The sequence below is a fragment of the Streptomyces sp. SirexAA-E genome (genome assembly GCF_000177195.2).
Classification (GTDB): Bacteria; Actinomycetota; Actinomycetes; order Streptomycetales; family Streptomycetaceae; genus Streptomyces; species Streptomyces flavovirens.
Genome location: NC_015953.1, coordinates 892844 through 913323 on the forward strand (window position 1 = coordinate 892844; position 20480 = coordinate 913323).

General features: G+C 71.1%; 20 protein-coding genes and 1 riboswitch. Of the genes, 6 read left to right on the forward strand and 14 right to left on the reverse strand.

All coding sequences use genetic code 11. The annotated features are described in order from the left end of the window. Window positions 1-101 precede the first annotated feature (101 nt). Window positions 102-641 carry a YbhB/YbcL family Raf kinase inhibitor-like protein gene (locus SACTE_RS03805; RefSeq protein ID WP_014044711.1) on the forward strand — a complete coding sequence of 180 codons (540 nt, stop codon included), beginning with the start codon at window positions 102-104 and terminating at the stop codon, window positions 639-641. Between the two features lie 412 nt (window positions 642-1053). Here the strand turns inward: SACTE_RS03805 and SACTE_RS03810 are convergent, their stop codons facing one another. Then, entirely contained in the window at window positions 1054-2490 is a 1437-nt protein-coding gene (locus tag SACTE_RS03810) for an FAD-dependent oxidoreductase (protein WP_014044712.1), read from the reverse strand. A gap of 67 nt (window positions 2491-2557) precedes the next feature. Between SACTE_RS03810 and SACTE_RS03815 the strand changes: the two genes are divergently transcribed. After that, complete coding sequence (locus SACTE_RS03815; RefSeq protein WP_014044713.1) at window positions 2558-3235, forward strand: TetR/AcrR family transcriptional regulator; 678 nt, start codon at window positions 2558-2560, stop codon at window positions 3233-3235. A gap of 76 nt (window positions 3236-3311) precedes the next feature. Here the strand turns inward: SACTE_RS03815 and SACTE_RS03820 are convergent, their stop codons facing one another. After that, the gene (locus SACTE_RS03820) at window positions 3312-4316 is read right to left on the reverse strand and encodes a HEAT repeat domain-containing protein (RefSeq protein ID WP_014044714.1); all 1005 of its coding nucleotides are present in this window, start codon (window positions 4314-4316) and stop codon (window positions 3312-3314) included. A 6-nt stretch (window positions 4317-4322) separates the two neighbouring features. Further along, on the reverse strand, window positions 4323-4991 hold the full coding sequence (locus SACTE_RS03825) for a HEAT repeat domain-containing protein (protein ID WP_014044715.1): 669 nt from the start codon (window positions 4989-4991) through the stop codon (window positions 4323-4325). Between the two features lie 147 nt (window positions 4992-5138). On the opposite strand from SACTE_RS03825, the gene SACTE_RS03830 reads away from it, so the two are divergent. Further along, window positions 5139-5960, forward strand: coding sequence for a PhzF family phenazine biosynthesis protein (locus SACTE_RS03830; RefSeq protein WP_019993860.1), 822 nt, complete (start codon window positions 5139-5141; stop codon window positions 5958-5960). A gap of 16 nt (window positions 5961-5976) precedes the next feature. Here SACTE_RS03830 and SACTE_RS03835 read toward each other — a convergent pair whose 3' ends face one another. Together SACTE_RS03835 and SACTE_RS03840 are read right to left on the reverse strand one after the other, a co-directional pair. Further along, window positions 5977-6744, reverse strand: coding sequence for a type II CAAX endopeptidase family protein (locus tag SACTE_RS03835; RefSeq protein WP_176727655.1), 768 nt, complete (start codon window positions 6742-6744; stop codon window positions 5977-5979). 209 nt (window positions 6745-6953) lie between these two features. After that, window positions 6954-8459, reverse strand: a complete 1506-nt coding sequence (locus SACTE_RS03840) for a glutamate-cysteine ligase family protein (protein WP_014044718.1) — start codon at window positions 8457-8459, stop codon at window positions 6954-6956. A 489-nt stretch (window positions 8460-8948) separates the two neighbouring features. On the opposite strand from SACTE_RS03840, the gene SACTE_RS03845 reads away from it, so the two are divergent. Then, on the forward strand, window positions 8949-9563 hold the full coding sequence (locus SACTE_RS03845; RefSeq protein ID WP_014044719.1) for a hypothetical protein: 615 nt from the start codon (window positions 8949-8951) through the stop codon (window positions 9561-9563). 292 nt (window positions 9564-9855) lie between these two features. After that, a complete protein-coding gene (locus SACTE_RS03850; RefSeq protein ID WP_014044720.1) occupies window positions 9856-10062 on the forward strand; it encodes a DUF5999 family protein in 207 nt (68 codons plus the stop codon). A 73-nt stretch (window positions 10063-10135) separates the two neighbouring features. On the opposite strand, the gene gcvP is transcribed toward SACTE_RS03850, so the two are convergent. Beyond that, complete coding sequence (gcvP, locus tag SACTE_RS03855; RefSeq protein WP_014044721.1) at window positions 10136-13021, reverse strand: aminomethyl-transferring glycine dehydrogenase; 2886 nt, start codon at window positions 13019-13021, stop codon at window positions 10136-10138. A 195-nt stretch (window positions 13022-13216) separates the two neighbouring features. Further along, a riboswitch (glycine riboswitch) is annotated at window positions 13217-13313 on the reverse strand. A 132-nt stretch (window positions 13314-13445) separates the two neighbouring features. Between gcvP and SACTE_RS03860 the strand changes: the two genes are divergently transcribed. Further along, on the forward strand, window positions 13446-13817 hold the full coding sequence (locus SACTE_RS03860; protein WP_014044722.1) for a PRC-barrel domain-containing protein: 372 nt from the start codon (window positions 13446-13448) through the stop codon (window positions 13815-13817). Here SACTE_RS03860 and SACTE_RS03865 read toward each other — a convergent pair. The 8 genes from SACTE_RS03865 to SACTE_RS03900 form a co-directional block, all read right to left on the reverse strand. Then, window positions 13739-15256, reverse strand: coding sequence for a DNA polymerase IV (locus SACTE_RS03865; RefSeq protein WP_014044723.1), 1518 nt, complete (start codon window positions 15254-15256; stop codon window positions 13739-13741). The two genes, SACTE_RS03860 and SACTE_RS03865, sit on opposite strands and share 79 nt — an antisense overlap. A gap of 71 nt (window positions 15257-15327) precedes the next feature. Further along, window positions 15328-15945 (reverse strand): MerR family transcriptional regulator, encoded by a 618-nt coding sequence (locus tag SACTE_RS03870; RefSeq protein ID WP_014044724.1) that lies wholly within the window; start codon window positions 15943-15945, stop codon window positions 15328-15330. A gap of 167 nt (window positions 15946-16112) precedes the next feature. After that, window positions 16113-16586 (reverse strand): bifunctional nuclease family protein, encoded by a 474-nt coding sequence (locus tag SACTE_RS03875; RefSeq protein ID WP_014044725.1) that lies wholly within the window; start codon window positions 16584-16586, stop codon window positions 16113-16115. A 53-nt stretch (window positions 16587-16639) separates the two neighbouring features. After that, complete coding sequence (locus SACTE_RS03880) at window positions 16640-17380, reverse strand: MerR family transcriptional regulator (protein ID WP_014044726.1); 741 nt, start codon at window positions 17378-17380, stop codon at window positions 16640-16642. 41 nt (window positions 17381-17421) lie between these two features. Continuing rightward, window positions 17422-18342 carry an FHA domain-containing protein gene (locus SACTE_RS03885; protein WP_176724356.1) on the reverse strand — a complete coding sequence of 307 codons (921 nt, stop codon included), beginning with the start codon at window positions 18340-18342 and terminating at the stop codon, window positions 17422-17424. A gap of 61 nt (window positions 18343-18403) precedes the next feature. Beyond that, window positions 18404-19222 carry a DUF881 domain-containing protein gene (locus SACTE_RS03890; protein ID WP_014044728.1) on the reverse strand — a complete coding sequence of 273 codons (819 nt, stop codon included), beginning with the start codon at window positions 19220-19222 and terminating at the stop codon, window positions 18404-18406. A 5-nt stretch (window positions 19223-19227) separates the two neighbouring features. Continuing rightward, window positions 19228-19560, reverse strand: coding sequence for a small basic family protein (locus SACTE_RS03895; RefSeq protein ID WP_003970459.1), 333 nt, complete (start codon window positions 19558-19560; stop codon window positions 19228-19230). Then, window positions 19557-20477, reverse strand: a complete 921-nt coding sequence (locus SACTE_RS03900; protein ID WP_176724355.1) for a DUF881 domain-containing protein — start codon at window positions 20475-20477, stop codon at window positions 19557-19559. The genes SACTE_RS03895 and SACTE_RS03900 overlap by 4 nt, the downstream gene beginning before the upstream one ends. Window positions 20478-20480 lie beyond the last annotated feature (3 nt).

Below are 20480 nucleotides of genomic sequence, written 5' to 3' on the forward strand. Positions count from 1 at the left end.
CCTCGTAAGTGAGCGAGACGGGGCGGTGGGGCCTCGCGGTGGGGCCTCTTGGAGGCCGCATCTCTCCACCCGCCCCGCAGCACGGCCCGAAAGGAACGACGATGAGCACCAACGACCCCTTCGCCCGCCTTCCCGAGGCGGCCTCCTTCACCGTCACCAGCACCACCGTCACCGACGGCGGGACCTGGTCGATCGAGCAGTACTCCGGCCTCTCCGGCGTTCCCGGCGGGAAGGACGTGTCCCCCCAGCTGTCCTGGAGCGGTGCCCCGGAAGGCACCAAGAGCTACGCCGTCACGGTCTTCGACCCCGACGCCCCCACCGGTTCCGGGTTCTGGCACTGGGCGGTCGCCGACATCCCCGCCACCGTCACCGAACTGCCCGAGGGGGCAGGCGACGACAGCGGCTCGGGCCTGCCCGAGGGCGCCTTCCAGCTGCCCAACGACGCCCGGGCTGCCCGTTTCATCGGCGCCGCCCCGCCGGCCGGGCACGGCCCGCACCGCTACTTCACCGTGGTGCACGCCCTCGACGTCGACGCCATCGGAGTCCCGGCGGATGCCACCCCGGCCGCTCTCGGCTTCACCATCGCCGGTCACGTGCTCGGCCGGGCTGTCCTGACCGCCACCGCGGAGACTCCCGCCTGACGGACAGCCACGGGGTGACGCCCGCTGACCGCCGTCACGGCCGGGAGCCGTATCGCGGAGGTCCCGACCGGCCTTCTTCACGTCGATGTGGACCACGTGACGGGCCCTGCGGGCGGTGGTCTTGCGCGGCTCCCGGTTCCGGCGGCTCAGGCCGGGGCGAGTAGAGGGCGAGGGGCCGTGCGGCGGCCGAGCGGGATGCCGTCCTCTCGGGTCTCTCGGGTCCCGAACGCGATCCGGGCGCTCGCTGCTCGCACCTTGGCCCCGGCCGCCCGGCACAGCGGGCGCCGGTCGGACCTCGCCGACGCCGTCGGCCCGGGTGCGGGTCACCTGACGGTGTGACCGGCCGCACGGTGCCCCGCTCATCGCGACGGGGGCCGAGACGGCGCCTGCGGCTGGGCCGGGGCTGGGGGATTCAGCCGAACCACCGGGTGAGGGCGCTTTCGAGGGGTTCCGCGTCCGTGCTGGACCAGGCGACGTAACCGTCGGGCCGGACGAGCAGGGCCACGGCGCCGCACGTGTCCTCGTCGGTTTCGGCGACGACGTGTCGAACCCGGCCGGAGTGGGCTCCCAGTGGCCTCTCCTTGCCGTCGAGGGAGAGGAGCAGCCCCTGGCCGGTGTGCATCAGGTCGCTGGCGCGGATGGAGCCCTCTTCCGTGGTGAGGCGGTAGTCGATGAGACGGGGGCCGACACCCGGATAGCGGAGGTCCAGCCCTGACATCATTCCGGAGACGTAGCGGTTGGCATCGGGCAGGCGCAGCAGCTCCGTCATCAGGTCGCGGACCGCGTCGGTGTCCTCGTCGCGACCGGCATTCATGATCAGGCTTTGGGCCTGGGTGTGTCGCAGCACGCGCGCGGCCACGGGATGCCGTTCGTCGTGGTAGCTGTCCAGCAGGCCGGCGGGCGCCCAGCCGTGCACCGCTGCGGCGAGCTTCCAGCCGAGGTTGACGGCGTCCTGTACGCCCAGATTCACCCCCTGGCCACCGATCGGCATATGGATGTGCGCGGCGTCCCCCGCGAAGAACACACGGTGCTCGCGGTAGCGCTCGACCTGCCGCGCGGCGTCGCCGAACCGCGACGCCGCCCGCAACTCCCCCAGCTCCACCTCCGGCCCGTACACGGCCTGGAGAGCCTCGCCGACCTCTTCGGCGGTGACGGGCTCCTCGCGCCCCGGACCGTCACCGGACAGCTTGCCGAAGAGCATGCGGTACAGGCCGCCGTCGAGGGGGTGCAGGATCGTGAAGAAGCCACCCCCGGAGCGCGGATACCGGCTGAAGTGCCCGCGCGTGGTCGGGACGGCGTCGGACAGGGACGCGAGAGTGAGGTCGGCGGCCACTGCCGCCATCCGGCCCGACCTTCCCGGGAAGGGCACGCCCAGCAGGGAGCGGACGGTGCTGTGCGCACCGTCGCAGGCGACCAGATAGCTGCCGTGGACGTCCCCGACCCTTACGCCGTCCTCGTCCTGCTCGACCTCCGACACCTCGTGACCGCGCAGCACCGGAACACCCCGGCTGACGAGGAGCCGTTCCAAGTAGGCCTCCAGTCGCGCCTGGGGAAGCGTGACCGGGGACGGGTGACGGGTACGCCACGGGCGGCAGTCCAACGCGACGGGAAGCATGGCGAAGTGGCCGCCGGCCGGGTCGTCGGGCAGCACGCCGTCGAGCAGTGGGCCCAGGATCCCGCGCAGGTCGAGCACCTCTGCCGTGCGCGGCTGCAGTCCGCCCGCACGGGACTGCGTGCCGCGCTCGCGCTGCTTCTCGAGGACCACCGCCGGCACCCCGGCCAGGGTCAGTTCGTAGGCCAGCATCAACCCGGTCGGCCCGGCGCCCACCACGATCACCTCGGTACGCATGCCACTCCCCTTCCTCCTGCATCCAGTGCAAAGATGCACTCAGTCTACCATGGGGTAGACTGAGTGCATGAATGAACCTGTGGGCCTGCGGGAGCTCAAGAAGGAGCGGACGCGGGAGACGATCGCGGAAACGGCGATCCGCCTGTTCCTGGCGAAGGGGTTCGACCAGGTCTCGGTCACGGAGGTCGCCGCCACGGCGGAGGTCTCCCGGCGGACCCTGTTCGCCTACTTCCCGACGAAGGAAGACCTCGTGCTGCAGCGCTTCGCCGACCACGAGAGTGAGGCCGCCCGCATCGTGCGCTCCCGCCCGGCCGGGCAGGATCCGCTGGAGGCCCTGCGGGAAGCCCTGCTGGCGGCCTTGGAGCAGCGGGACCCGAACACCGGGCTGACCGACGACCCGGAGGCCAAGGCCTTCTTCGGGATGATCCTCGGCACCGAGAGTCTGGCGGTGCGGCTGACGCGGTACGCGTCACGCGGCATCGACGCGCTGGCAGAGGCGCTGCGGGAGGCGGGGGCGGATCCGTTGGTCGCGCGCCTCACAGCGGCTCAGGTGCTCGTGGTGCAGCACGAACTGGCCGTCATGAACCACACCTGCCTCACGGCCGGCGAGTCCGCCGGCGAACGTCATCCGGAGGCTGTCCGGGCGGCTGAGCGCGCCTTCGACCTGCTGAGTCATGGGGTGGGTGACAAAGCCTCCGGCGCTCCCCCGGCCCCACGATCCGAGCAAGTGCCCAGACCTCAGTGAGACGTTCACCTCCGCCGGGAGCGACGGAACGCTCCTCGTGGCGGGGTGTGCCGTGGCGGCCGGACCCCGGAAGGCGTCATCGGTCGTCGCGTATCCCCAGGACGTAGATCGCGGTCAGCGCGACGCCACGGTCCTCGTCATGGGACAGGTCCGCGAGGGCACGTGCCGCCGCCGGACCCGGGATGCCGGCGAGCGCCTGGGTCAGCCGTCGGCGCGCGGACGCGGCGGCGGTGCCGTGGGCGAGGCGGTCGACGAGCCCGGTGGCGATCCGGTCCGCCGACGCCGGATCACATGCGAGGGTGCTCAGCGCATCGGCCGCGTCGACGTCGTTGACGTCCTCGTCGACCATGCCGATCAGCGTCGGAACGGCGTCGGCGACTCCGCGTGTCCCGAGCGCCAGAGCCGCGTACCGGCGGACCACGACGTCGGGATGCTCCAGCGCCTCCCGCAGCAGGGCCGTCGCCTCGTCGCCGGGCAACTCGACGATGGACTGGACGGCACGTTTCCGGACCTCGGCCAGCGGAGAGCCGAGGCCCTCGGCGAGCAGGGCCGGTCCGCCGTCGCCCCGGCGCGCCAGGGCCCAGCGAAGGGCTCCGGCGACGTTCAGGTCCGTCTCGCTCAGCGCCGCCTCGACCAGGACCTCCACCCCGCCCGGTACCTCGTGGTCCAGGGACAGGGCCGCACGCTGGCGCGTCCCGGCGCTCTTCGACCCCAGCGCCTGGAGGAGTGCGACGCTCTGGAGGACGTCCTCCCAGTCGGCGGGTTCCGCGGCGTCGATCCGGCGGAGTCGTGTCAGCAGGACCGTCTCGTCGGCGATGCGCTCCCGGGTCCGGCGGATCAGGTCCTCGACGAGCTCCGAGGGACGGAAACCCGGATCGTCCAGCGCGCGCCCGACGTCACGCAGGGACAGCCCCAGCGACCGCAGGCTCTCGATGTGGAAGATCCGCCGGATGTCCTCGCCCGAGTACTCCCGGTAGCCCGCACCGTTACGACCGGTCGGCCGTACCAGGCCGAGCGACTCGTAGTGCCTGAGCATCCGGGCGCTGACTCCGGACCGTCGTGCCACGTCACCGATCAACACCGGTTGTCACCCCTCCTCGCCACTCGTGCCCAGGGCCACGGTGCGCTTCGCCTCCTCCACCGCGGACTCGAACCCCGCATCCGGGTCACGCCACAGCTGTTCCGTGGCGATCGCGTGCTGACGCACGCGGGGGTCGGCGTCCGCCGTCGCGCCCCGCAGGGCCGGCGTGATCACCTCACCGAGCGCGATCAGCGCCCGGCTGAGGCTCAGCCGCGTCTCCCGCTCGCCCCGCCCGAGCTGCGTGACCAGCACCCCGGCCAACCCGGTCTCCTCACCGTCGGGCACGAGGACGACCGCCGCTCTCCAGGCGCTCCGCGCCACCTCGTCGTCGGCATCCGTCAGGAGTGCCCGGGTGATCGCCGGCCACGCCTGCCGGTCCCCGATCTTGGAGAGCGTGTGCAGTGCCTGGCTCCGAGCCTGCGCCCGTTCCGAGCCGAGCTCGTCGACGAGCCCGGGGACCGTGGTCGACGAGGGGTGGCGGGTGAGTGCCCAGGTGAGCATTTCGCGCACGTAGAACTCGGGCTCGACGGCGCATCGTTCGACGAGCTTGCCGACGAACCGCGGATCCGGGGTCGTGCCGACCGCCAGGGCCGCCTTCAGCCGTACCGACGCGTCGGCGTTCTCCAACGCCCGCAGAGCTCGCACCGTCCTGGTGTCCTCTTCCGGCATGGTCATCGGGACCACCTCCTCGGCTCCCAGTGAAGAGCTTGTCACCGTGGCAAGGTCAAGCGGAACCGTGCCCGGGGAGAGACGGGCTCCCCGATGCCAACCACCCGCAATTGGCCTTGGACCCCGCGCGAGCGCCCCGTTTACGGTCGGCGCATGAAGATTCGCATCGTCGACGCGTTCACCGACCGGCCCTTCGCCGGCAACCCCGCCGGGGTCCTGCTCCTGGAATCCGACCGCTTCCCCGGGCCCGACCGCCTCCAGCGCGTCGCGGCGGAGGTCAACCTGTCGGAGACCGCCTTCGCCCATCCGCTCCCGCCGGGCGGTCAGGCGGACTGGGCACTGCGCTGGTTCACGCCCACCACCGAGGTCGACCTCTGCGGGCACGCCACGCTCGCCGCCGCCCATGTCCTGCGCACCACGGGCGTCGCGGAGGGCACGGTGCGTTTCGCGAGCCGCTCCGGCGTCCTGCGCACCACCGCTCATCAGGACGGCTCCCTCACCCTGGACTTCCCGACGGCTCCGCTGACACCGGTCACCGCCCCGCCCGGCCTGGCGGAAGCGCTCGGCGCGGTGCCCCTCTCCGTCCACGACACCGGGGACAACGTGGGCGACCTTCTGGTGGAGCTCGCCGACGAGGCGGCCGTACGCGCGCTCCGGCCGGACTTCCCCTCGCTCGTGGCCTGCTCGCGGCGCGGCGTCATCGCCACCGCGGCCGCAGGCGACCCGTCCGACGGCTACGACTTCGTGTCGCGCGGCTTCTTCCCCCGTGTCGGCATCGACGAGGATCCCGTCACCGGAAGCGCCCACACCGCTCTGGCCCCCTTCTGGTCGGCGCGGTTCGGCCGTACGGACCTCACCGGCCTCCAGGCGTCGGCGCGTTCGGGCCTCGTCCGCACCTCGCTGCGTGGCGAGCGCACCTGGCTGACCGGGCAGGCGGTCACCGTCATCGAGGGCGAACTGCTGGCGCCGCTCTGAGGCGGCCGGGGACCGTTCACAGGGTGGGCAGCCAGCCCACCTTCCCCGCGAGCAGCGCGTAACCGACGAACGCCCCGATGTCCAGCAGGGCATGGGCGACGACCAGCGGCCCGACACGCCCCCAGCGCCGGTACAGCAGGACGAAGACCACACCCATCACCAGGTTGCCGATGAAGCCGCCGATCCCCTGGTACAGGTGGTACGAGCCGCGCAGGACGGAGCTGGCCACCAGCGCGGCCATCGGCGTCCACCCCAGCTGACCGAGCCGCCGCAGCAGATAGCCGACGACGATCACTTCCTCCAGGAGGGAGTTCTGCACGGCCGAGAGGATCAGCACCGGGAACTTCCACCACACCGGGGGCAGCGACTCCGGCACCACCGTCAGGTTGAACCCGCCTGCCCGCGCCGCCAGGTAGAAGGCCAGTCCGGCACTGCCGATTCCCGCCGCCACCAGTGCCCCACGGCCGAGGTCGGTCCAGGGCCGGGTCCGGTCGAGACCGAGCGACCGCAGCCCGGCCCCCTCCCGCAGCAGCAGATGGGCGACGAGCGCGACCGGCACCAGCGCCGTGCTGATGCCGAACAGCTGCCAGGCGAGGTCGAGCCACGGCCGGCCGGGCGCGTGCGAACCGTTCAGCGTCGCGGCCTGGTCCTTGAGTCCACCGGGTTTCGTCAGCGACCCGATGAAGCTGATCAGGGCGGACACCCCGCTGGCCCCGAGCGAGAGTGCCAGCACCAGCACGGTCTCCGACGCCAGGGTCCGCCGCGGAACCCCCTCGTGAGCCATGGTTCCCGCCACGTGCTTCGCCTCCACCCGTACACCCACCGTCGGCACCGCGGTGCGCCCCGGTGCCGCACCGGGCACTAGCTTGCCCGACGATCACCGCCCGGCCTGCCACGGGGCACGGAAGCGGCGGTACGCACGGGGACAGGCACGGTACGACGACGGGGCGCGGGCCCGGCGTGGTGGGCCGCCCGATTCGGCGGCCCACCACCTCAGCGTGCGGGAAAGCCGATCGGCCAGGTGTGCACGGGCTCCCCCGACTGCATCAGATCGCCGTAACGCCGGGTGGTGGCGGCCAGCGCACCCTCCCGTTCGAGGCCGGCCTCCCGTGCCCGGTGGTAGGTGTCGGCCTGCCAGGAGGCTCCGTTGATCCGGCGTCGGCAGCGTTGCTCGATGACCCCCAGATACAGGTCACGGTCCGCGGGCTCGATGTTCCAGGCGTCGAGTCCTGCGGCGGCCAGCGGCAGCAGTTCGTCCCGCACCAGCTTGACGGCCGGAACCTTCGTCACCCCGCCCGAACGTCCCGGGCGCGGCCACAGCAACTCCGCGTCGATGCCGTGGCGGCACGCGGTGTCGAAGTTCTCCGCCGCCGCCTCGAAGGGCAGTTTCGTCCACACCGGCCTCGACTCGTCGGCCAGTGCGCGCACCAGGCCGTAGTAGAAGGCGGCGTTGGCGATCACGTCGACGACCGTGGGCCCGGCGGGCAGCACCCTGTTCTCCACCCGCAGATGGGGCACGCCGTCGGCGAGCCCGTACACCGGCCGGTTCCACCGGTAGATGGTCCCGTTGTGCAGGACGAGCTCGGCCAGGGTCGGCACACCTCCCTCGTCGAGCACCTGGAGCGGGTCCTCGTCGTCGCAGATCGGCAGCAGCGGCGGGTAGTAGCGCACGTTCTCCTCGAAGAGCTCGTACGCCGAGCCGACCCACCGCTCGCCGAACCAGGTCCGGGGACGCACCCCCTGGTTCCTGATCTCGGGCGGCCGTACGTCGGTGGCCTGCTGGAACAGCGGGGGCCTGGATTCCCGCCACAGCTCCTTGCCGAACAGGAACGGCGAGTTGGCGCCGAGGGCGATCTGCACCGCGGCGACCGCCTGTGCGGCGTTCCACACGTCGGCGAATCGTTCCGGCGTCACCTGCAGATGCAACTGCACGGATGTACAGGCCGATTCCGGGGCAATGGAGGAAGAGGTGGAGACCAGCCGTTCGACGCCCTCGATATCGAGGACGAAATCCTCGCCGCGGGCAGCGGCCATTTGATCGTTGAGGAGGGTGTACCGGTCCACGTTCGACAGGTTCGCCGACACCACGTCGTGGCGGCCGAGCGTCGGCAGGATGCCGATCATCATGATCCCGGCGTCGACCTCGGCGGCTTTGCGGTGGGCATATGCGAGCCCGGTCCGCAGCTCCTCCGCGAGCTGATCGAATACCCGGCCGCTCAGCCGGTGCGGAAGAATGTTCACCTCCAGATTGAACATCCCCAGTTCCGTCTGGAAATCCCGGCTGGCGATGCGCTGGAGCACCTCTGCATTCCGCATCCTCGGCATACCGTCCGAGCCCGCCAGATTCAGCTCGATCTCCAGGCCCATGAGATTCCTGGGCCGGTCGAACCGCCGGTCCGCCAGGAGCAGCTCCAGCCCCTCCAGACACCGGGTGAGCTTCGTGCGGTACTCCTGCCGATCGGACAGGTCAAAGGTGCCCGCCACGACCTTCTCACCCATCGAAGGGTCCCTCCTCGAGTGGACGGCCCGCGGCACAGGCCGCTCTTATCACGATCGATAATGCCCCGAGGAAGTGATCCGTAACGCCTCCACGGCAGGTCGGTACCCAGTAGTCTGTGGACGGCGGCCTCGGGCACATTCCAACGGCATGCGGCATATGCAGTACCGGACAGGTGCGGCGCAGGGGAAACACCGGCGATTTTCGGCCGACCGCTGCATAGGGAAAATACCTGGCGAAGGGCTCGGCGAACGGCCCGAACCCACAGGAACACCGCATTTCCAAGGCTCGAAACCGCCTTGCGGGCAATACGCGGGACGGCTAGCCGAAACACCGTGTGAACATTTGTCGTATAAACTCTGCGCACGGGGCAGAGAGTTGACGCACCGGCCCGGCCGCCCGTCACCGGCCTTCCTCTGGCCCCGCAGCCGACACCGCCGTCTGCACCCGCCCACGCTTCACCGTGTCTCCCAAGTGAGAGGCGACCCACTATGCCGCTGCTTGTTTCTCCGGCTCCCGCGCCCGCACTGCGCAGCGTTCTCGCGGCACTCGGTTCTCCCACCGCAGTCCGCGAGGCCCACACACCCGCCCTCCGGTCCGTCCAGGGACCGCTGAGCCCCGAACTCCCGCTTCCCGTCCATGTGCTCGACCGGATCGCACCGACCGAGACGGCCCCGTCCACCCGCCTCGCCGGCTGGCGCTTCCTGGTACGCGACGGCGAGCGCACCGTCGCCGCCGCGGACACCGTGCTCACGGCCGACGGATGGACCTTCTCCCACTTCTTCGAGGGCCCCTACCTGGCCTCGACCGAACTCGCCGTCAGGCAGGCGGAGTCGTCGGCGACGCCCTACCAGGCGCGGCTGCTGTCGGTGCCGGAGCTCTACATGCTGACCCTGTGGCTGCACGAGGACACCGAGGACGACGCGGCGGGCGGCACCCTCGCCCCGACCGATGTGCTGGTGCCGCTGGCGCCCGCGCCCACCGGTATCACCGCCCACCGTCCTCACCGGGTCGCCGCACTGCTCCCGGTCATGACACTGCGTGTCACCCCGCCCAAGCTCCCGGGTCTTCCGGGCGTCCCCGGGCTGCTCGGGTCGCCCGCCTGACCGTCCCGGTCGTCCCACCGCGCGCCCTTGCCGGATCCTCGGCGGGGGCGCGCGTTGCGCCCATGCGGGCTAGCCCGGTCAGGTCACCCCGAACCACCCGAAGAGACAGTGCAGTTGCCGTCAACCCTCCGGCCGGGTGACGTGTCAGGGGCGGGGAACGGGGGCTGCGGCGAAATCCCTGCGGAACGGCGCCCGTAGGGCAACACTGGTACCGGACCGACTTGATACGGGGGCGGCCATGCACGCATCGTCACCACGCACACCCGACTCGACGCAGCGAAAGAAACCATCCATGTGTCAGCACCAGCCACCCTGCCCGACCGCGGACTCCAACGACCGGGAGGCCGCCCGCCTGACGGCGCACCACCCGGAACAGGGCTGGAGCCTCCTGTGCAACGGCGTCCTGCTCTTCGAGGACACCGGTGAGCTGCTTCCGGACGGCCAGATCATCGCCCCGCACCGGACGCTGAGGTCCGGTCAGGTGATGAGGGCGGCCTGACCGCCGGGCCGCGACCCGGCGGAAGGAGAAGGGGCCGGCCCGGACGGACGTCCGCACCGGCCCCCACGCGTTCCTACCGGTCGTACGCGTCCAGCGGCGGGCAGGAGCACACGAGGTTGCGGTCGCCGAAGGCACCGTCGATCCGGCGGACGGGCGGCCAGTACTTGTCCGACGGCAGGACCCCGGCCGGGAAGACCGCCTCTTCACGGCTGTACGGGCGCTCCCACTCACCACCGAGCGCGGCGGCCGTGTGCGGGGCGTTGCGCAGCGGGTTGTCGTCCGCGCTCCAGGTTCCGGAGGCGACCTTCTCGATCTCGGCGCGAATGGCGATCATCGTGTCGCAGAACCGGTCGAGCTCCGCGAGGTCCTCGCTCTCGGTCGGCTCGATCATCAGCGTCCCGGCCACCGGGAACGACATGGTCGGCGAGTGGAAACCGTAGTCGATCAGCCGCTTGGCGACGTCGTCGATGCTGACGCCGGTCGCCTTGGAGATCGGGCGCAGGTCGACGATGCACTCGTGCGCGACCAGACCGGCCGGACCGGTGTAAAGGATCGGGAAGTGCGGTTCCAGGCGCTTGGCGATGTAGTTGGCGGCCAGCACGGCCACCTGCGTCGCCCGCTTCAGCCCCTCGCCGCCCATCAGGCGCACGTACGCCCACGAAATGGGCAGGATGCCCGCCGAACCCCACGGAGCGGCCGAGATGGGGCCGACGCCGGTGTCGGGCCCCGCGGCGGGCTGGAGCGGGTGGTTGGGCAGGTAGGGAGCCAGGTGGGCACGGACGCCGACCGGGCCCACACCCGGGCCGCCGCCGCCGTGCGGGATGCAGAAGGTCTTGTGCAGGTTCAGGTGCGAGACGTCGCCGCCGAACTTGCCGGGCCTGGCGAGCCCGACCAGGGCGTTGAGGTTGGCCCCGTCCACGTACACCTGGCCGCCGGCGTCGTGCACCTCGCCGCAGATGTCGGCGACGTGCTCCTCGAAGACACCGTGCGTGGAGGGGTAGGTGATCATCAGGACGGCGAGCTCGTCGCGGTGCTTCTGGATCTTGGCGCGGAGGTCCTCGATGTCGACCTCGCCGTCGTCGGCGGTCTTCACGACGACGACCTTCATACCGGCCATCACCGCGCTCGCGGCGTTGGTGCCGTGTGCGGAGGAGGGGATGAGGCAGACGGTACGCCCTTCGTCACCGTTGGCCCGGTGATAGGCGCGGACGGCCAGCAGGCCGGCGAACTCGCCCTGCGAGCCGGCGTTCGGCTGGAGGGAGACCGCGTCGTAGCCGGTGACCTCGGCCAGCCGCTCCTCCAGCTCGCGGATGAGCGTGAGGAAGCCCTGGGCCTGCTCGGCGGGCGCGAAGGGGTGCAGCGCGCCGAACTCGGGCCAGGTGATCGACTCCATCTCGGCCGTCGCGTTCAGCTTCATGGTGCAGGAGCCGAGCGGGATCATGCCGCGGTCCAGCGCGTAGTCGCGGTCGGCGAGCCGGCGCAGGTAGCGCAGCATCGCGGTCTCGGACCGGTACTGGTGGAAGACCGGGTGGGCCAGGACCTCGTCCGAGCGCAGCAGCCCCTCGGGCAGCGCGTCGGCGGTCCCGGCGTCCAGCGCCTCGATGTCACCGTCCGCGCCGAAGGCCGCCCAGACGGCGGCCACGTGGCTCCGGGTGGTGGTCTCGTCACAGGCGACGGAGACGTGGTCGGCGTCGACCAGACGCAGGTTGACCCCGCGCTCGCGCGCGCCCGCCACCACGTCCGCGGCGCCGCCCGGGACACGCACGGTGAGCGTGTCGAAGTAGTTCTCGTGGACGACGTCGACGCCCGCACCACGCAGCCCCTCGGCGAGGATCGCCGCGTAGCGGTGCGTACGGCGGGCGATCGTCCGCAGGCCCTCCGGCCCGTGGTAGACGGCGTACATCCCCGCCATGACGGCGAGCAGCACCTGCGCGGTGCAGATGTTGCTGGTGGCCTTCTCGCGGCGGATGTGCTGCTCACGGGTCTGCAGGGCCAGCCGGTACGCCTTGTCGCCGTCCGCGTCGACGGAGACCCCGACGAGGCGACCGGGCAGGCTGCGCGCGAACTTCTCGCGGACCGCCATGAATCCCGCGTGCGGACCGCCGAAGCCCATCGGAACACCGAAACGCTGCGTGGTGCCGACGGCGACGTCCGCGCCGAGCTCGCCGGGCGAGGTGAGCAGGGTCAGTGCCAGCAGGTCGGCGGCGACGGTGACGATCGCACCCAGCTCGTGGGCCTCGTCGATGACGGGCTTGATGTCGCGTACGGCCCCGGAGGCGCCCGGGTACTGCAGGAGCACGCCGAAGACACCGCGCTCGGCGGCCTCGGCGGGGACGCCCTGGCTCAGGTCGGCGACGACCACCTCGACGCCGGTCGGTTCGGCACGGGTCAGGATCACCGCGACGGTCTGCGGCAGGGTGTCGGCGTCGACCAGGAAGACGCCGTCCTTCACCTTGCCCACGCGCCGTGCCAGGGCCATGGCCTCGGCGGCCGCGGTGCCCTCGTCGAGGAGGGAGGCGCCCGAGGTGGGCAGCCCGGTCAGGTCGGCCACCACCGTCTGGAAGTTCAGCAGGGCCTCGAGCCGCCCCTGGGAGATCTCCGGCTGGTACGGCGTGTAGGCCGTGTACCAGGCCGGGTTCTCCATGACGTTGCGCAGGATGACGGGCGGGGTGAACGTGCCGTAGTAGCCGAGCCCGATCATCGGGGTCAGCACCTGGTTGCGGTCGGCGAGGCGCCGGAGCTCCGCCAGGACCTCGGCCTCGGTGCGCGCGCCCGGAAGGTTCAGCGCCTCGGCGCTCTTGATCACGTCGGGCACCGCGGCGGCGGTGAGCTCGTCGAGGGATCCGTAGCCGACCTGCGCGAGCATTTTCGCCTGGGCCTCGGCGTCGGGACCGATATGGCGCTGCTCGAAGGGGATGCCCTGCTCCAGCTGGGAGAGCGGAGTGCGACGGGGGGTCATGATGGAGGCCTCCTGGTCTGTCACGACCTGCGAGGGGCACCACGGCGTGGCTGCCCGAACGGCCTCCCCCTCTGTCATCTCGACCTGAGAGCTTCACCGGCCCACCTCGCGGCGTGCCGGTTTTCACCGTCGGTGAGGCCGGGCTCGTCCCGGCACGTTCGCCGGTCCGGATCCCGCCCTGCTTTCCAGAGTGGCTTCGTCCGTGCGGTACGGGGGCCTGAGAGATTCCGGGGAGGAGTTGCTCCTTCGGCGCCTCCGGACGATGTCCGGAGGACTCTCCCGCACGGGGTCGGCAGCCGGCTCCAGCCTACCAGCGGGCCGGCAGCGGCAGTCTCGAGTGGCCGAACCCCCGGTTCTGGCCTTTCGTAGAGCCTGTGGAGCAGTTGCGACCACGCCGATGCTGTTGCGACCAGTGGGAGGCACCGTGCAGACCGACATCGATCCGCGCAGCCTGATCGGCCGCAAGGCCTTCGACCGTGCAGGCGCCAAGATCGGGACGGTGGACGAGGTCTACCTCGACGACGCCACCGGCGCGCCCGAGTGGGCCGCCGTCCGCACCGGCCTCTTCACCCGGGACGCGTTCGTCCCGCTGGAGCCGAGCGCGTTCGTCGACGGCCGGCTGCACGTCCCCTTCGACCGCGCCCTGATCAAGGACGCGCCCGACTTCGGTGTCGGCCGCCACCTCTCCCCGGAGCAGGAGCTTCAGCTCTACCGCCACTACGGGCTGGACTCCGCCACCCCCTCGGGCACGGCCCCGGACAGGGACTTCGGCAAGCTCGCCGGCCACGAGGAGTAGTCCACCGGGTCACTGACCAGCGGCAGCGGGTCGGACGGCCGCAACTGCGGATCGTCGACCCTGAACGTCCGCACCCGGCCGGGCGTCGAGCCGGGCTCCTCGAAGCGCACGGTGACCCGCCCGACCCCGCTGCCCTGCACCCAGCCGTACCCGTGGACGTCGTGCCGTACGTCGTGTCCGGCGGACCACCGCCGGGCGGCCGCGCCGTCGACGGCCTCCGGGGCCGGATCGTCCGCCGCGGACCCCGCACCCTCCGCACCGGCGGCCATCGGCCCCTCGGCGTCCGGCCCGCTGTCTCCGGGGGGCTCCGCCCCGGCGGTCTCCCGGGCATCGGCCGCCTGCTTCGCTTCGGCCGCCTGTCTCGCGTCGGCCGCCTGCGCGAAGAGGTCCTCCTGCGTGAAGTCGGCCAGCCCGGTGACGCCCACCCCGAGCAGCCGAACGCCTCCGGTGGTGTCGACGGCCTCCAGAAGCCTGGCGGCCGCCTCCCTGACCACCACGGGGTCGTCCGTGGGACCGCGCAGGGTCTCGGAGCGGGTCAGTGTCGAGAAGTCGTACCGGCGGACCTTCAGCACCACCGTCCGCCCCGACCGGCCCGCTCCCCTCAGGCGCTGCACACAGCGGTCGGCGAGCCGCTCGACCTCGGTGCGGACCCGCACCCGGTCGTGCAGGTCCACATCGAAGGTGTCCTCCACCGAGACCGATTTCGCGTCGCGTTCCGCGACGACCGGCCGGTCGTCGTACCCGAGCGCCATCCGGTGCAGCGCGGCGCCGTGCGCCCGGCCCAGCAGACGGACGAGCTCGGCCTCGCCCGCTTCGACCAGGTCGTGGACCACCGTCATCCCGGCACGTCTGAGATGGTCACCGGTGGCCGGGCCGACCCCGGGCAGGATCCGCACGGACATCGGTGCGAGGAGTTCACGCTCGGTCCCCGGCTCGATGAGCAGGAGCCCGTCCGGCTTGGCCTCCTCCGAGGCGATCTTGGCCAGCATCTTCGAACCGGCCAGGCCTACGGAGCCGCTGAGGCCGGTCACGGCCCGGATGACGAGCCGGAGCTGCTCACCGACGGCACGTGCGGACCGGGAGTCGTCGGCGACCCCGCCGGCCTCGAGGTCGACGAACGCCTCGTCGAGGCTCAGCGGCTCGACCAGCGGGGACAACCGCCCCAGCAGCTCCATCACCTGGTCGCTGACCGACCGGTAGAGCAAAAAGCGGGGCACCAGATAGGCGGCGTTGGGGGCGAGGCGCCTGGCCTGCGCCATGGGCATCGCCGAGTGCACACCGAACCGCCGGGCCTCGTACGACGCGGTGGCGACCACCCCGCGCATCCCCAGACCGCCCACCACCACCGGTTTGCCGCGCAGACTCGGCTTCGCCGCCTGCTCCGCAGAGGCGTAGAAGGCATCCATGTCCAGATGCAGGATGGTGGGCGCTGCTCTCACACCACCGATGCTGCCCTACGCCACTGACAACGGGGCCTGTGCCGGCGCCGGTGAGGCACCGGGCACACGCCTCAGCCCGCGCGGTTGCGCCGCCGCGCCAGCTCGTCGGTGGGGTTGTGGCCGATCAGCGTCTCCCCCGTGTCGACCCGCTCCCCGTGGAGCTGGGAGAGGGCCGCGTCCACGTCCCGCCAGACGACGCCGACGGCGATCCCGAAGACCCCCTGGCCCCCCTGGAGGAGGCTCACCACCTCGTCGGGCGAAGAACACTCGTAGACCGTCGCGCCGTCGCTCATGAGGGTCATCCGCTCCAGATCGGTGAACCCACGCGCCCTGAGGTGCTGGACCGTGGTGCGGATGTTCTGCAGAGCGACACCCGTGTCCAGGAACCGCTTGACGATCTTGAGGAGCACCACGTCCCGGAAACTGTAGAGGCGCTGCGTCCCCGACCCGTACGCCGGACGTACGCTCGGCTCCACGAGCCCCGTGCGCGCCCAGTAGTCCAGCTGCCGGTAGGTGATCCCGGCCGCCGCACACGCCGTCGGCCCCCGGTAGCCGATGCCCTCCGCCGTTGTCACACCGTCCGCCACCACTACCGCCGGTTTCACCGGCTGTCTGATGGTCTGGTCGGCCGCACTGCCGTGCTGCCGGTACAACCCACCCGCAGCCGTACCGTCGCCGCTGCTTCTCACGCCGACCTCCGTCCTTGACCTGCCATCTCGAAGGTAGGCAGTCACCAGGGGTGCGTCAACGATCGCCACACTCGGCACGCCGAGTGATAATCACCCTGAGGGTGGTTTCCCGTGACTCGTGGCGGGGAACGGCTTCTCGGATGCGCTGACGGCGGCCCGCGCCACGCTCACTGACTGTTGGTGTCGAAGTCCTCCGGCGAGATCTGGTCGAGGAACTCGCGGAACTTCTCCACCTCGTCCTCCTGCTCGTCCGGGATGGCGATACCCGCGTCGTCCAGCACCCCGTCACTGCCGTAGATCGGCGTGCCGGTGCGCAGGGCGAGCGCTATGGCGTCGGACGGCCTCGCGCTCACCTCGACCCCACTGGCGAAGACCAGCTCCGCGTAGAAGACCCCTTCTCTGAGGTCCGTGATACGGACCTCGGTGAGCTCCTGGCCGACGGCCTCGAGCACATCCTTGAAGAGATCATGGGTCAGCGGCCTGGCCGGAGCCATGCCCTGCTGGGCGAAGGCGATCGCGGTCGCTTCACCAGGGCCGATCCAGATCGGGAGGTACCGGTCGCCTCCCACTTCACGCAGGAGCACGATCGGTTGGTTGGAAGGCATTTCCACCCGGACACCCACAACGTCGAGCTCGTTCACACAGCAACCCTAGGACGTGCCCGAGGTGTTTGGATAGTCGGGCTCCTCCACGGTCAGTGGAAACGCACCTTCAGGGCCGTCTGCACGAGCGCGGCGTGCAGTCGCACCGACAGCTCGGCGAGCTCCTTCGCGGTGGCCTCCGCATGGGCTCTGGTCTGCGGATTCCTGTGCCGGCGCAGGGGCGCGACCACCTGTTCGACCAACCCGGCCTCACGCTCGGCGGCGGCTCGGACGGCCCGCAGATGCCGGGGTTCCAGACCGAACCGGCCCAGGTCGGCGACGAGCCGCGCCACGGTCACCGCCTCGGCCTCGTAGCTGCCTCCGGGACCGGCCGAGATCAGCCCGTAGGACTCCCACTCGGTGAGCTGGTCCTCGGTGACCTCCGCGGTGGCGAGAAGCTCCGAGCGGCCGATTCTGGCGGCCGTGGCCTGTTCGCGGTCCTGGTCCCAGACGCCGTCGGCGATCTCCCCCTGCCCGGCAGGGGTGAGCGAGACGCGCTCGCCCCTGGCGAGGGCGTCCAGATGCTCCCTGATGACCTTGAGCGGAAGGTAGTGGTCCCGCTGCATCCGCAGCACCTGTGCCAGCCGGTCGACGTCCGCCGGGCTGAACTTGCGGTACCCGGCGGGTGTCCGCTGCGGCTCGACGAGCCCCTCGGCCTCCAGGAAGCGGATCTTGGAGATGGTGACTTCGGGGAACTCGTCGCGCAGGCGCAGCAGCACGGTGCCGATGCTCATGGCGCGTTCGTCCGCGGCGGCGGTGCCGTGGCCGGCACCGCCTGTGGGTGTTCGCAGCATGGACCTTCCTGGGGTCCCCCCGGACAGAGTCCGGGGGAGGGTCACGCGCTCCGCTGGCTCGCGTAGAAGACCAGCCGGTACTTACCGATCTGGACCTCGTCGCCGTTGGTCAGCGCGACGGAATCGATGCGCTCGCGGTTGACGTAGGTGCCGTTGAGACTGCCGACGTCCCCCACCGTGAAGCTACCGTCCGGGCTCCTGTGGAACTCCACGTGGCGCCGCGACACGGTCACGTCGTCGAGGAAGATGTCGCTCTGCGGGTGGCGGCCGGCCGTGGTCAGGTCGCTGTCCAGCAGGAATCGGCTGCCGGAGTTGGGGCCACGGCGCACCACCAGGAGCGCCGAACCGGCCGGCAGGGCATCGACGGCGGCCTGTGCCTCGGGTGAGAGGGAGGGCAGAGCCGTCTGGCCCGTCGCCTCGGCCTCGTACGCCTCGATGCCGGAGATCGAGATGGTCGAGGTCGTCTCCGAGGCACGCTCGGGCACTCCGCCCCTCAGCGGCGCGCCGCAGTTGGAGCAGAACCGGCTGTCCGCGGCATTGCGGTGACCGCACCTCGTACATACCGACATGGACGAACCCTCCGAGGCGGAGGCGAATCCTCCACCCGTACCCGAGGTCGCTGAATCCCCGAAACCTATGCGTCCGGCACCGTGGGGGTCAACGGACGACGCGCCGGTCCCGCCGGCGGGACCTCCCTGCACCTCGTCGCGGAAGAGCGGGCGCTCGGCACCCTGCTCGTCGGCTCCCTGGCCGTCCCGCGGAGCGCGGTGGCGAGCAGCGCTGTTGCTGTCCTCGCGGGAACTCTTTCCGAACAACTTCGCAAAAAACTTCACGGGCGTTTCCCCTTGACCGAAATAGACCCGCCCGTGGGGCAGGACGAACCCTGAACGAACACACCTGCCGACCCGGACACCCTCACAACGTCCGTATCCACCCGACAGTTTCCACCACAGGTCACCGATCCGATGCGGCGACCCCCCGCTACCTCTCCCCCGTGTCCTCCGAGCGCCGCACGCGACGGCCTCACTGTGACGACGACCGAGCGTAGTCAGGCTGCTTCGCAGGTCGCAAGGCGTCGACGACGATGTCGTCGGAGCGGGTCACCTCCGCGGTGGCCTGTTCCTTCTCCAACGTCTGCACCACTCCGCCCGGAATGTTGAGAGCCGGCTCCAGGTCCTGCGGCTTGCCGATGACCTTGAACGCGTACGGGGCCCGGATCCTGCGGCCGTCGACGCTCAGCTCTCCCCCGTCACCGGAGAAGTATGTATCGGCCACCACCCGCACACCGTTGACCTCGATCGCCTCGGCTCCCGCGGCGCGCAGCTCCTGGACGGCGTCCAGGAGCATGTCGGCCTTCACAGCGCCCGAGGGGTCCTCGACGGTCAGGGTGATGCCCGGTCCGTGGGCCGCCACGGTACCGGCGAGGACGCCGAGCTGACGCTCCTTCTCCAGCGTCTGCTTACGGGCCTCCTCCGCCTGGTCTGAGCTGTTCTCCAGCTCCTTGCGCTGGTCGTCGAGGCGTTGCTTCTCGTCCTCCAGACGCTGGGTCCGGTTGTCGAGCTCGTCGAGGATGCGGACCAGGTCCTCCTGGCGAGCGCCGCGCAGGGCGCTGTTGTCGCTGTTGGACCTGACCTGGATGGCCAGGCCCAGGCCGAGGACGAACAACAGCAGTGCCACGACGAGTTGGGCCCTGGTGACCCGGGGAGGCCAGAGGCCCGCCAGCAGGCGCCGGCGCCCGTCCGACGCGTCCTTCGGCGCCTGCGCGGCCGCGGGCGGCGGCATGGGCACTTCGGGCGGCAGCGCGCCGCGTCCAGGGATGTGCGGATGCTCTTCGTTGGTCATCGGCCTCAGGCCCGGAAGACGTGGCGGCGGATGGCCGCAGCGTTGGAGAAGATACGGATACCGAGGACGACCACCACGCCCGTGGAGAGCTGGGCACCGACCCCGAGCTTGTCGCCGAGGAACACGATGAGGGCGGCCACCACGACGTTCGACAGGAACGAGACCACGAAGACCTTGTCCACGAAGATCCCGTCGAGCATGGCGCGCAGGCCGCCGAAGACGGCGTCGAGCGCGGCGACGACGGCGATCGGCAGGTAGGGCTCGACCACCGCCGGCACTTCGGGCCGGACCAACAGTCCGACCACGACTCCCACGACGAGGCCCAGTACGGCGATCACGATGTGCCCTTCCCTGTGTCTGCCGCACCACTTCCCGTGTCTGCGGCCCGAGGCTCTGCTGTACGTACGATCAGGCTCGGCGCGGCCGGCAGGCGCACCTGCTTCTGCTCGGAGATGCTGGTGCGGATGTCGAAGCTCTCACGCAGTGCCTGGAGGTACTGGCCGTCCGCGCTGTCCCGGAACGCGGAGGCGAGCCGTGCGGCGTCCCCCACCGCCAGCACCGTATAGGGCGGCACCAGAGGCCTGTTGTCGACCAGTATGGCGTCGCCGGCCGCGCGGATGGCGGAGAGGGCTGTCAGCCGCTGTCCGTTGATGGCGACCGCCTCGGCCCCGGACTGCCACAGGCCGTTGACGACCCGCTGCATGTCGCGGTCGCGTACCCGCCCGGTGTCGGCGAAGCCGGTCGACTCCCGGGGTCCGCCGCCGCCTTGGTCGGTGTCCTCGGCGTCGTCGACGACCAGCTTGATCCCCGGACCTTCGACGGCCGTCGCCCCCGACAGCAGGGCGACCAGGCCCCCTTGGTCCCCGCCGTGCTCCTCGAGTGCCTTGCGCTGACGTTCACCGACGTCCTTGCGCAGTTCCTCTACGTCGGCCTCCAGCGTGTCGGCCTTCGCGGTCTCCGCGTTGACGCGGTCGATCAGCTCCTCGCGCTCCTTGGCGACGACCGGTGCGGCCACCCGTGCCTCGGCCGCCCCCAGGGTCACCACGAGGGCGGCCAGGACGAGACCGGCCGCGAGGCCCAGTTTCGCCTTGAGCGTGCGGGGCATGCCTGCCCGGCCCTCGGCCTCACGCCGGGCGGAGGCCTCGGCGTACCCCTCGTCGAGGCTGTGCTCCATGACCGTGGTCAGCAGCGACATGGACGCGTCGGGGCGAGGAGGCGGCGGTGCGCTACTCCGATCGGGGGGCGGCTGCGACATGCC

Excerpts from the sequence above, each read along its gene's own strand:
- SACTE_RS03805 (WP_014044711.1), top strand. The coding sequence starts at position 102 with ATGAGCACCAACGACCCCTTCGCCCGCCTTCCCGAGGCGGCCTCCTTC.
- SACTE_RS03810 (WP_014044712.1), bottom strand. The coding sequence starts at position 2,490 with ATGCGTACCGAGGTGATCGTGGTGGGCGCCGGGCCGACCGGGTTGATG.
- SACTE_RS03815 (WP_014044713.1), top strand. The coding sequence starts at position 2,558 with ATGAATGAACCTGTGGGCCTGCGGGAGCTCAAGAAGGAGCGGACGCGG.
- SACTE_RS03825 (WP_014044715.1), bottom strand. The coding sequence starts at position 4,991 with ATGACCATGCCGGAAGAGGACACCAGGACGGTGCGAGCTCTGCGGGCG.
- SACTE_RS03830 (WP_019993860.1), top strand. The coding sequence starts at position 5,139 with ATGAAGATTCGCATCGTCGACGCGTTCACCGACCGGCCCTTCGCCGGC.
- SACTE_RS03835 (WP_176727655.1), bottom strand. The coding sequence starts at position 6,744 with ATGGCTCACGAGGGGGTTCCGCGGCGGACCCTGGCGTCGGAGACCGTG.
- SACTE_RS03840 (WP_014044718.1), bottom strand. The coding sequence starts at position 8,459 with ATGGGTGAGAAGGTCGTGGCGGGCACCTTTGACCTGTCCGATCGGCAG.
- SACTE_RS03845 (WP_014044719.1), top strand. The coding sequence starts at position 8,949 with ATGCCGCTGCTTGTTTCTCCGGCTCCCGCGCCCGCACTGCGCAGCGTT.
- SACTE_RS03850 (WP_014044720.1), top strand. The coding sequence starts at position 9,856 with ATGTGTCAGCACCAGCCACCCTGCCCGACCGCGGACTCCAACGACCGG.
- gcvP (WP_014044721.1), bottom strand. The coding sequence starts at position 13,021 with ATGACCCCCCGTCGCACTCCGCTCTCCCAGCTGGAGCAGGGCATCCCC.
- SACTE_RS03880 (WP_014044726.1), bottom strand. The coding sequence starts at position 17,380 with ATGCTGCGAACACCCACAGGCGGTGCCGGCCACGGCACCGCCGCCGCG.
- SACTE_RS03890 (WP_014044728.1), bottom strand. The coding sequence starts at position 19,222 with ATGACCAACGAAGAGCATCCGCACATCCCTGGACGCGGCGCGCTGCCG.
- SACTE_RS03900 (WP_176724355.1), bottom strand. The coding sequence starts at position 20,477 with ATGTCGCAGCCGCCCCCCGATCGGAGTAGCGCACCGCCGCCTCCTCGC.